The 11922-nt window shown below is 51.8% G+C and carries 8 protein-coding genes; all 8 read right to left on the reverse strand.

Annotated features, from left to right (window positions below):
• Nucleotides 1-9: 9 nt before the first annotated feature.
• A complete protein-coding gene (locus DWZ56_RS01750; RefSeq protein ID WP_176927460.1) occupies nucleotides 10-543 on the reverse strand; it encodes a GNAT family N-acetyltransferase in 534 nt (177 codons plus the stop codon).
• Between the two features lie 17 nt (nucleotides 544-560).
• The gene (locus DWZ56_RS01755) at nucleotides 561-1457 is read right to left on the reverse strand and encodes an aminoglycoside 6-adenylyltransferase (RefSeq protein WP_118554647.1); all 897 of its coding nucleotides are present in this window, start codon (nucleotides 1455-1457) and stop codon (nucleotides 561-563) included.
• Nucleotides 1458-1499: 42 nt separating this feature from the next.
• On the reverse strand, nucleotides 1500-4694 hold the full coding sequence (locus tag DWZ56_RS01760) for a glycosyl hydrolase (RefSeq protein ID WP_118554648.1): 3195 nt from the start codon (nucleotides 4692-4694) through the stop codon (nucleotides 1500-1502).
• Between the two features lie 288 nt (nucleotides 4695-4982).
• Entirely contained in the window at nucleotides 4983-7148 is a 2166-nt protein-coding gene (locus tag DWZ56_RS01765; RefSeq protein ID WP_118554649.1) for an alpha-L-rhamnosidase-related protein, read from the reverse strand.
• Between the two features lie 455 nt (nucleotides 7149-7603).
• Nucleotides 7604-8179, reverse strand: coding sequence for an RpiB/LacA/LacB family sugar-phosphate isomerase (locus DWZ56_RS01770; protein WP_118554650.1), 576 nt, complete (start codon nucleotides 8177-8179; stop codon nucleotides 7604-7606).
• Nucleotides 8180-8256: 77 nt separating this feature from the next.
• The gene (locus DWZ56_RS01775) at nucleotides 8257-9144 is read right to left on the reverse strand and encodes a carbohydrate ABC transporter permease (protein ID WP_118554651.1); all 888 of its coding nucleotides are present in this window, start codon (nucleotides 9142-9144) and stop codon (nucleotides 8257-8259) included.
• Between the two features lie 18 nt (nucleotides 9145-9162).
• Nucleotides 9163-10086 (reverse strand): ABC transporter permease, encoded by a 924-nt coding sequence (locus tag DWZ56_RS01780; RefSeq protein ID WP_118554652.1) that lies wholly within the window; start codon nucleotides 10084-10086, stop codon nucleotides 9163-9165.
• Nucleotides 10087-10240: 154 nt separating this feature from the next.
• Nucleotides 10241-11860 carry an extracellular solute-binding protein gene (locus DWZ56_RS01785; RefSeq protein ID WP_118554653.1) on the reverse strand — a complete coding sequence of 540 codons (1620 nt, stop codon included), beginning with the start codon at nucleotides 11858-11860 and terminating at the stop codon, nucleotides 10241-10243.
• Nucleotides 11861-11922: the final 62 nt, after the last annotated feature.

Consider the following 11922-nt stretch of genomic DNA (forward strand, 5'->3'; position numbering starts at 1 on the left):
GTCTCTGATTTAACGTCGGCAGGCAGTTCCGTCACTGCTATATTGATAAGCTATTCTCGCGCTTTCATCCGCCAGATGTATGATGCCGCATCTCACAAAACCGCTTTTTTCTATCAACCTCTGCATGATCCGGTTATCCGCATGCGTATCAATCCGCAGATTGCCGGACCGCTCCAGACAAAACGCGAGGCATCGCTCAAATATGCCCCTTTCTGTTCCGTCACTTGCCACGCGGTGGATCGTCCCATAGGGCCTGTCGTCTATCCACGCTCCGTCTTCAATGATACGGTAAGTGGGTTCCTCTCCGATAAAGAAAACAAACGCACCACAGAGCCTCCCATTTATCTCAACAACAAATAGCTGTTTTTTAAGGATATCCTCCTGCAGCAGCGCCGGCGAAGGATAAGTATCTCCCCATTGCCGCGGATTGCCGCTTTCACGCATATATTTCCTGGCCGCGCAAAATATTTCCAAAATCTCCGGCAAATCCAAAAGCTCGGCATTCCGGACCACTGTTTTTTTATTCTTATCACCGTTTATCATTACCCGCACACCTTTTATCAGTCAGAGGGGCAGTGCGCCGATGCAGGATATACCTCCCGCGCATCCTTTGGAAGCCTGCGCACATGCTCCAGATACCCCCTGCTGTTTTCCGCCTCGGTTGAGTTATACGGATAACCGAAGACCGTTCCCAGTTCCTTCCCCAGTTCGTCAAAGAGGTCGCACATGTTAAACACCGCGATCCAGGCCCGCTCTGTGTCCGCCAAAGGAAAGGTGGCGAGGTAGCGTTTCCACAGGCTCTGCGGTATCCATTTATCCAGATATTTCCCCGCTTTGCCCACGCTGACCGCAAAACCGTTTTCCGCTCCCACCTTCCATTCAAGCAGGCGCAGCAGCTCCTCCCGGACATAATTGAGCATTTCCATCACATAGAGGATCTCCTCCCTCCACAGGCCCTTTGCCACATTGTTCAGGCACCACCAGAACTCATTGCAGCAGCTTAAGAACTGTTCCCGATCCGGCCTTCTCACCCAGAAATCACAGTCCGACGGGTGTTCCAGCACCGGCAGGCAGCCGTCCTTATCCATCAGAACCCGGTACATATGGTCCGTTTCCAGATTTTTCAGTTCCGATTTCAGCGTGCACACGTGCAGATCCAGCCGGTTTCCATCCGCGAACTGGATCAGCCACCCGTAACAGTTCTCCGGATCGGACGGAAAGAACGGGCTGTCCTCCGGGTACTGCATGTACAGCCGCTCTCCGAACCGGTCAATCCAGCTCCTGTCCTTTCGGAAGGAGCCGGTTTCCTCTACAATATAAACTACATCATAATCCTGAAAAATATCCCGCGGCACGTTCGGATTCACTCTGGAGCCGCCCAGATATGCGGCCCGTATGCGTTCATCCTCCTCTGCCGTGCGGATTATCAGATCAAACATTTCCTTTTCCGATCGCATGAACTTTCCTTCCCGCCATGCGGCAACGCTGCCGCAAGCCCGTCAGATTCTCTCCAGCTTATGCTCATCGTAATCAAAATACGTGCCGTCCAGCATATTGGCCAGGGAGTTGGTCAGCTTCAGGGTTACCTCATTCTCACCGTCCTTTAACAGACCGCTGTCCCCCTTCCAGACATAGGGCGTATAAGCCTTCACTCCGAGGGAAACACCGTTGACCATCACCTCCAGGCAGTTGTAGATGCTGTTGCCGAAATCAAAGGCCAGGTGGAACTGCTCCGGGAACTTTGATTTGTCTGCCTCTACCGAGGTGCTGAAGGTGAAGGTTCCGCTGTAGTAAGGATATCCCTCTACATAGCTGCCGGACACGGCCGCCATGCGGGAAGGCTTCACCATCACCATATCTCCGTCTCTGCGCTCCAGCTCAAAGTCCCCGTACAGATACAGCGGATCACGGATTCCGTCGGAATCCTTTGTGATATTCACTTCGATGAAAAGCTCGTTCTTACCGGCTTTCACCTTATCCGCCACAGGGCATATGATATTGTTCTGATCATCCACAAAGGTGGGCTTAAAGTCTGCCTTTGTCAGAGACTGCCCGTTCATATATATGGTAAATGTATCCTCAATGGTCCTGCGGTCCATCAGAAACGCCAGATCCTCCGGCACATAATCGGCCTGGAAGGAGGTCCTGAAATAAGCTTTCATCGGATAGTTCAGCCCGATCTTCTTAGGTGTCCCGAACTCTCCGCGGTAGGTGAAAGCGGCGCTGTCAATCTTAAGGCCGGCCGCACACTGTTCGATGAAGGTCTTCGCCGGGGACAGCATCCATTCCTTCTGATCCGTGGAAACCTCAAAGTTCTCAAACCTCATGATATTGCCGCCTTCAACGCTCACCCGCATAGGCTTTTCTGTAGAAACCACAATTTTTTCCTCATCAAATGCCGTCTTTAAGCAGGTAAGGGACTCTCCTGCTGCCTCGCTGTCAGCCAGGCAGATGCAGCGGCTCTGATAAGGCTCAAAGCATACCGTAAAGGATGCGGCCCCGGGGCCGTAGACCTCGATGCTGCCGTCCTCCATATTGAGCTCTTTCACCTCAAATCCGTAAGGAAGTCTGGTGCGGACATCCACAGATGTCTTCTGTCTGCCCTGATTGCTCAGGAAGAAATAGAGGTCCCCATCCGCCCCGCGGCGGATAGTGCTGATAAAATCTTTATGCGCTTCCTTCGCGGGATAGAGCTCGATCACATCCTGATTTACCGCTCTAAGCCATGCGATCCATTCCTCATCGATGCCGGCTTCTCTTAGAGAGCCGTCCGTTGTGAAGAAACGGCAGCTTTCATCGCCGTATGCCTCTGCGGACGCAGACGCCTTGCCCCAATATCCGTCTGCATTGGAATCGGCAGCATGAAACAGCTCCTTCCACATGCCGGGCACATCGGGCGTACCGTCAATAGCACGGTAAGGCAGCATTCCCAGCGCAGCCACATGGCCGCCGCATTCCGCCAGCGCTTTCAGTTTTTCATAGGCGCCGGTCTCCATGCTGGTGCAGGGAGGCAGGATGACGGTGGAATAAACAGCATTTCCAATTCTCACACTGCCGTTCTCCACAGTGGCTTTCTCCAGCATTTCCGCATCCAGATGGTCATATTCGATCTGGTTGAACAGCAGCTGCTTGCAGATATGTACCCAGTCCTTTTTGATGCTCTCACACTGCAGCTTCTCCTTTTCGTCCTCGCCCACATAGTGGAAGCCGTGATTCGGATTGCCCAACAGAGTCCACATGGAGGTGACAGGATCCAGCACAGCCACATTGGTGAGGGGCTCCGTCTTGCTGATGAACTCGCCCATACGGCCCACAAAATCCGCAAACTTGTTATAGTGCTTCCAATACGGATTCTGTAAAAACTGTGACGGAGGAGCGTCATGCTTGGTGATGGCCTCAATCGTATAATAGAACGCATGGAAATTATAGAAGTTGATGCCGCTGGCTCCCAGCCGGTCGATCATCCACTTGGCGTCCTGCAGCGTCATGGACCAGCCTACGCTGTGAAAGCTCTCATCCATGGCAAACTCATGGCCCAGCTGTCTCTGCATGGAGCTGATGGCCTTGGGATTGCTCCTGTAATTAGCATTGTAGTAGTCATAGGTCCATTCCAGGGACTTGCCCAGCTTCTCATGTCCCGGATCGCCGCCGACGATATCGCTGTAAATCTGCGTGGTCAGACGCATGGACGGCACTTCCGTTGCATAGAGCAGGGAATTGTCCTGGCACCAGCCGGCTACCGTCTTATGGTACGTCTCACGGAACAGCTCATGAACCGTATTATAATAATCATAGCGGATCTTATACGCATCCTTAAAGGAAGCGCTGTGCAGAGCCGGCATGACATCGCTTAAGGAATAGCCGTTTTTCTGTTCAAAATATTCCGGGAGCTTCGGGGACCACGGGATCGCGCTTAAAAGCCCGGTCTCATCCGAGAACATTCCGAATATATTTTTGCCGAAATCCCCGCCCACCGTGTCCTTATATCTCTCATGGGTGGTGCGGATAAAGGTATCCACCGCCTGTTTGTTACAGGGATCGAAATATCCCCCGTAATATTTGAAATCGTTAAGCTCTGTCTGTGTATAAGCTTCAATCCTCCAGCTGCCTTCGGGAAGGGTGGTGGTCAGCACCTTTCTGGTGGTATAGGTAAAGAAACGCTTATAATTGTATCTGGTCATTCCGCTTTCCTGATAGATCTCGTCCACCTGCAGATTGCCCAGATCCCCGGTCAGATCAATCAGGCTGTCCCACTCCTCACTGCCGTCTTCGCGGATCTTTACGGCTTTCAGATAAATAATTTCGGACCATCCAAGATCCAGCACCACCTCTTCGCCGCCCTTCGCGCTGACCGTCTTATGGTTCAGGATCTTGTGGCCGGCATCGGGATGCTCCAGAAGGACTTCCCCGCCGCTCATGCCGCTAGGGTAGGGGTACTCATCATACAGCCACGCCTCCAGGCCGTATTCTTTGGCCTTTTCGCAGGCATAGCGGATCAGGTCGAACCACTTGTTGGACAGATAAGGAACCTTGAGGCCCTGTCTCGCACAGATGAACACGCCGCCCAGGCCTTTATCCGCCATCTCTTTCAGCTGGTGGTCGATTTCCGCCTCGTTCATGTCTCCGTTCCAGAACCAGAACGGTTTGCCCCTGTATTTTAACGGGGGATTTTTAAATTCTTCCGCAAAATTCATTATTTAACCTCATTTCTGCGCTGCCTGATACATTTGATCGCTATGAATACTTGATAACCCGTTTGGGGCCTCCGTATTCAAAGGCTGCGGCCGCAGCGCGGGCCAGGCCTGCCTCCCGCCTCACTGTAAACACTTACATTTTATCATTTTACCACATTTTAATAAATAATTATAATACGTTTTTCTAAAATATCTTTTACCGGATGTTACTATTCGTTACAGTTCAGACGGCTCATCTTCTTGACCGAAAAAACCGGTCAAGCAGCGCAGGGCATAATGTCTGCCACATTATACCCTAAGGCAGCCGGACGGGGTTTTTAAGATGCCCGCCGCCTCATATATGCCGAAATTGTCTCTTTTAAAACATTTCCATTCCCCCGGAGCGGCCGGGCGTACCCCGAGCACATAAGCGCCATAGAGATACACCGGAATTCCGCTCCAGCCGTGGCACAGGCTTCCTGCCCTGTCAAAGGCTCCGGCCCCTTCATCTGTTTCCCAGAATGCAGTGCCCCCACAAAAAAGCATTCTGCCCCATCGGTCCGCCACTTCATCGAATACCAGCCTGCCAAACCGCTCCGGTTCCATAAGCAGCGCTTCATATTTAAATATGCTGCTGCTTAGTGTCACAGGTACCAGTCCTTCCTCCGTCAGCGTGCGGGAAAGGCTGTCCCTGCGTTCCTCCGGGCAGGCGCCCGTATACAGCGCCAGAGCCTGCACCAGCTGCGAATAGCACATCTGCTCTCCTTCCCTTATGAAGGCCGAATATGCCCCCTGCTGCTCATTCCAGTAGGATTCCAGACCCGCCGTCACCGATGCGATTTCCTGTTGATACCGTTTGGGATCATACATGGCTGCCGCCCTTTGAAGGGCCAGCAGATAACAAAGCTGCAGAACCGCATCGGCGGACGGCGCAGATAAACCGTCCCGCCTTAAAGGCTGTCCGTCCAGCATTGGCTGCCAATCATAGAAATTCCAATATCCGGGTTCAGAAAACGCCATGGCCAGTCCGCCGGACATCTGACGGCTCATGCGATGCAGGATCCGCCCGATCACAGGGGCCATCTCTTCTGTAAAAGCAGCATCCCCGCTATAGCGGTAATATTCTTCCACCGCCCATATAAATGCAAGGCTGAAAACCGGTATCGTTATGTCCACTCTGGCGGGTGAACACAGCTCCAGCAGACTGTCTTCACGCTGTGACAGCGCCAGAAGACGCAGGTTTTCCCGCGCATATGTAAACTCACCGAAAGCGTAATACCCCGCCAGCATCTGGTTACGGGCATCAAAGGCATAAAGCGCCTGTTCCCGCCAGGGGCAGTCCTCATAATGCTCATGCATGCAGTTGCGCAGAGTATCTCTGCCCACTCGGTAGATCTGATTATGAAGGTGATCGGCACACCGAAAATCCGGACTTAAATCGACCGGGTAACTGACAGGCAGAAGACCGGCATAGTAAAGCACCGCCTCACTGCCGTAAATAAATATCTGCAGGTACCGGCAGCCCAGCCGCCGGAACCGGTAAATGAACGGTTCACGCACAGGACCGGACGTATACCGGACCGCAAAACATCTGCCGCCCACCGCCGAACGTACCCGCAGATCCTCCAGATGTTCACCGAATCCCACTTCCACCTTAGTTTTTTGAGGGCAGGTCAGATCCAGCTTCAGGCAGCCCTCTCTGATCCGTCCCAAATCCAGCACCAGATACAGACCGTCCTTTTCTTCGCTTATCAGGCGGATACCCTGCAAAGAGGGAAGGCAGGGGAAAGCCGCGCCTTTTGTGATCCCGTCAAACTCCCGGAAGAACAGCCCGGCATGCTGCATGCGAAGCCCGGGCTTCTCATCCTCACCTGCCTCAAAGACACCCTGGGATATTATCCTTACTCCGCAGGGATCTTCTGTCTTCAGTTCGGATATCGGACGGGGCACACACACAACTTCCTTTTGGACTTCGGCCGCTTTTTCCCATGGACCGCCGTCCCTGCCGGAAAACCAAAACCCCTTTCCCAGCTGACCAGTGATGTTTTCCACCCCTTCCGTCTCAAACCCCGGCATTCTTCTTGCCAGGGTATCTGTGCCGCTGCCGCAGAGAAATTCCCCTTCACAGCTTATCTCAAACCGAAGGCCCGGCATCTCCGCACGGCTGACTGAGGTATCCTCGCCCTGATACCATACAGCGATCTCCAGAACGTTTTCACCCTGCTCCAGATTCACTTCCACAGTCTGTACCGACTTATAAAATGGATAATCACCGTACTGTGAAGAAGGAATCCAAACACCGTTCAGATGGATACTGTACTGTCCGTCCACACTGACAGAAAGTCTGACCGCGCCGGAGGCATTTGTCCGGCAGATATGCTTAAACTGCGCATAGGTATTGGCGGCATGCTCTCCCTGCAGCCAGATCCAGGAGGAGCCTGCCGAGAACATATTACTTTCGTACTGAACTTCCATATTTTTTACCTCCAGACTTTCTTCAGATTATTATCTCCATCAGGAAACAACCGGCAAGGACATACTAAAGATTTGTTTTGCAACACAGGCGATTGCGCCTATCAGAGAAGCATCCCCGCAGCAATTACAGGATACTTTTACTTTTCCATATTGCCGAATTTATCTTATCATATATCGTAATATCCATCAATTTATTTGTATTTCCCCGCCTTATTTCATACTTATAATATTTCTTTTGTAGCTTAAACATTATGGATTTTATACCTGATTTACTGTCAAGGAGACTCATCAATGAAAATCTTCCTGCAAGCACGGAAAAACCGGCGTGATTTCCACCACGTCGGTCCTACCGAAAAATTTTATTTATTTCCTTATGAGCTCCGCCTAATCCGCGGTACCTTTTTTAACACTATATTAAAACCATTCCATTTCTTTTACGGGCTCCAGTCCCCAGCTTATTTGACATCATCCGGCTTATCCATCAGATCCAGCGGATAATCTCCCAGCCGTTTCACCTCAAACCCGTTTTTCTTGAACTCTTCGTAATCAAACGCGTTGAGCTCATCGATTGCCAGCTTGTGAAACTCATAGAAATTAGGCCACCATTCATATCCGCTGCCGAGTTCCGCACCCAGGTAGGCATCAACGATATCCTTAGCCATCTGCGGCGCTACATAAAACGCCCCCATGGCAAGCACATTTACGCCGTTGCCGGTAATCGCCCGCAGCGCAGCCGGCACGCTTTCCACCACGCCCGCATGTACACCGGGGCATTTGCTGGCGGCGATATGAATCCCCATACCGGTCCCGCAGAACAGCAGCGCTCTCTCAAATTCTTTTTCGGCAATCTTCGCGCCTGCCTTTAAGCCGATACGGTGGAACATCTCTGGATCCTCTTCATCCGCGCTCTTAACACCGATATCTGTAACTTCCCAGCCCTTTTTCTTTAAATGCTCCACCACCACTTCTTTCAGCGGAAATCCCGCGAAATCCGCACCTACCAGTATCTGTTTGTCTTTGACTGTTTTCATAGCACTTCTCCTTTCTCATGTCACCAGCCAAAGGCTGATGACCTGCGCACACTTCAGTGTGCTTCCTCCGGGCGCACTCATCCTTTAACCGCCCCCACCATAACTCCTTTTACAAAATACTTCTGAACAAAAGGATACATGATCATCACGGGGATCGTGGATATAATGATTACCCCGTATTTGATAATGCCGCCGGTCCGCATCATTTCCGCCACGGCCGCCGCATTCATGGACCCTCTGGACATGTAGTCGGACATCACCAGGATCTCTCTTAGAATGGACTGCAGCGGCAGGATCTCGCGGTCTGTCAGAAACAGCAGCGCGCTCACATAATCGTTCCAGTGCCCGACAGCATAATACAAAACCAGCACCGCCAGAGTCGCCTTGGACAGAGGCAGGTATATCTTCATCAGCAGCTGCGGCGCGCCCGCCCCGTCAAGGCTGGCCGCCTCCTCCAGCTCCTTCGGGATCCCGTACATAAAGCAACTGCGCAGTATCAGCACGTTAAATATGTTGATCGCATTGGGGATCACCATGACCCACGGCGAATTCATCAGCCCCAGATCCCTGATCTGAAGGTAGTAAGGGATCATGCCCCCGCCGAAATACATTGTGAATATGTACATGACGGTGAGGAACTTTCTGGGCCAGAAATCCATCCTCGACAGCGTGAACGCCGCGCAGACTGTCAGCACTATATTGATCGCGGTGCCGCCCACCGTATATACGATGCTGTTGCGGTAGGCGACAAACAGTTCTTTATTCTCAAAGATCTTGCGGAACCCCTCCAGCTGGAAGCCTTTCGGGATCAGCCATACTTCCCCGTTAGTTATGGCATAGGGATCGCTGACGGAGGAGATGATGATAAACCATATGGGCCAGGCGAACAGGATCAGAATCAGACCCATAAACAGTTTATGGACAATATTAAATACCGTATCCGAGTTAAATTTTCTATTCCGCATTCTTCTCTTCCTCCCGCATCACCACAGACTATAGTTGCAGGTTTTCTTCGCTATGGTGTTGGACGCCAGTATCAGGGCCACGCTGATCAGCGAGTTGAACAGCCCCACCGCCGTGGAATATCCATAGTCCTGCTGCAGCACACCGAGCCGGTATACATAGGTTGATATGACATCGGACGCCGCCATGTTTAACGGATTCTGCATCAGAAGCACCTTCTCATAGCCCACATTGATCACACTGCCCAGGTTGAGAATCAAAACCAGCATGATCAGCGAGCGTATCGCCACCAGATCTATATGCCAAATTCTCCTCCATTTGGACGCGCCGTCCACAATCGCCGCCTCGTGAAGCTCATAATCCACCCCCGCCAGCGCGGATACAAACATGACGGAAGAAAAGCCGAGCCCCTGCCAGGTGCCGCTCCACGCATACACATCTGCAAACATGCTGGGCGTCGTCAGAAATCCTATGGGTTCGGCGCCAAGTTTTCCCAGCACCGAATTCACCATGCCTCTGTCTCCCAGGAAGATTTCGAGCATGCCCACCATCACCACTGTGGAGATAAAATAAGGCAGGTAGGTCAGCATCTGAATGGTCTTTTTCATCCGCTCCTTGCGCACATAATTGAGCATCAGCGCAAATATTACCGGCATCACGATCCCCAAAATCAGCGTATAGATGCTGATTGTCAGAGTATTGGCCAGAAGCTGTTTGAAATTGTAGCTGGAAAAGAACCGTTCAAAATGTTCAAATCCCACCCATGGGCTGCCCCAGATCCCGTCCTTGATCCGAAACTCCTTAAAGGCCAGCTGCACACCGGCCATCGGTATATAGGAAAAGCAGATATAATAGGCCATGACGGGCAGCGACATCAGATACAGCAGCCAGTTTTTCTTCCACTGCTTCCTGCATTTCTTGAGAAAAACTTCTTTCCGGGACATCGTTCCCTCACTTTCCGCTTTTAACCGCTTCTCACTGTGCGGTTATGAGCAAAGATTTATGAATCTGCCGGAAAAGCGGCCTGTATCAGGCCAGGGGCAGTCCTCATCGTCTCCTGGCCTGATACAGGCGGTAACTTTTCAGCAGCTGTAATCACTATTTATCTCTGCTTAAGAACCTGTCATAGGCAGCCTGGTCGATTTCCACCAGACGCTTAAGCTGCATTTGGTTCAGCGTATTGATGTATTCATCCCAGGTCGTATCCAGATCCTGATCACCGGTGGCCACCGCGGCGCGATACTGATCCACGTAGGGCTGGATGTCCGCCAGATAGGTGCTTCTTTCCTTGGACTCCGCATCCGTCCAGGTCAGCACCGGCAGGGGATTGGAACTGTCGATCGCCACACGGCGCTGTTTCCATAGGAAGCTTTCATCCGGATTCTGATTGCCCGCATTGTAGATCGGGGGGATGAGCACCGGATCCGCCATCTGTCCCATCAGAGTTGCCGATTCCAAAATTGTGGTCTGGTTATCTCCCCAAGGGCCGTCCGTAACCCAGGAATATGTCTGGCCGTCATCGCTAAGCTTATAGGATTCGCCCTCCAGGCCCATCCATAACAGCCTTCCGCCTTCTTCTGAATAAAAGTAGTCCGCCCACTGCGCCACAAGCTCCGGATGTTCACATTTGTCCGTAATCACCAATCCGCCTCCCTGGAACCCTGAAGATACCACCATATTGCTCTCATTAAGAGGGGTCAGGCCCGGGAAATCCTCATCCCGTTCAGATCCTACGCCCAGATAGCCGCCCCAGTGCAGAAATGCGCCCACATTGTCGGATGTCATGGTCATGGCTTCCTGATCCTGCCAGCCGATCGTCTCATAGTCCGAATTTACAAGGCCTTCCTCCACCATCGTGCGGAGAATGCTGAGATATTCTTTGTACTTTTCGGTAGCCGGGTAAAACTCAGCCTTTCCATTCTCAAAAGACGTGGCGGAACCGCTGATCACATCGCTGGCAATCCCGAAATACTGCGGCAGGAATCCCAGCATATCCTTACACAGAACCAGTGGAAGTTCATCCGCCTTGCCGTTTCCGTTGGCATCGCTGTTTTTGAAGGTCCTAAGCATATTCAGGAAATCCTCTGCCGTCTTAGGCTCTTCAATATTCAGCTGCTCCATCCAGGGCTTGTTGACAAACATCAGCATACCCGCTTCCTTATCTCCGATCTGGGGCAGGGAATAGATCTGCCCATCTTCGGATATCAGATAATTCCAGAGATTTTTCTCGTCCAGGGCCGCCTTCAGATTCGGCATATACTGCTCAATCAGGTCGTTCAAAGGAATCACAACGCCCTGTCCCGCATATTTGGCAATATCCATCGCTGAAAGGCCCACTCTTAAATATACGTCCTTATACTCACCGCTGCCGAACTCCAGAGGAAGCTTATCCTTAATATCCTCGCCGAACGGATGGTAATCCCATTTGATATTTGTCTTCTTTTCCATTTCGGTAAGAGTGAGTGTCTTCGTCACATCCGTTCCCGGCACCTGATAAAGGCCCAGGCTCATGGTCACAGGCTCCGCCAGCGGGAACGCCGCTTCTTTGGAAGCGTCTTCCCCGCCCTGGGAAGCTGCCTGCGTTGTGCCGGCAGCAGAAGTCTGGCTGCCGGCATCGGTGGTATTTCCCGCGTCTTTTTTTCCGCAGCCGGATATAAGAGCCGTCATCATGGCCATGCAAATCAGCAAACTCATCATTCTTTTTCCAAATTTCTTCATTTTACTCTCCCTTCTTTACTAATGTCACCAGCCGAAGGCTGATGACCTGCGCACACATCCGT

The sequence above is a fragment of the Lachnotalea sp. AF33-28 genome, from assembly GCF_003477885.1.
GTDB lineage: Bacteria > Bacillota > Clostridia > Lachnospirales > Lachnospiraceae > AF33-28.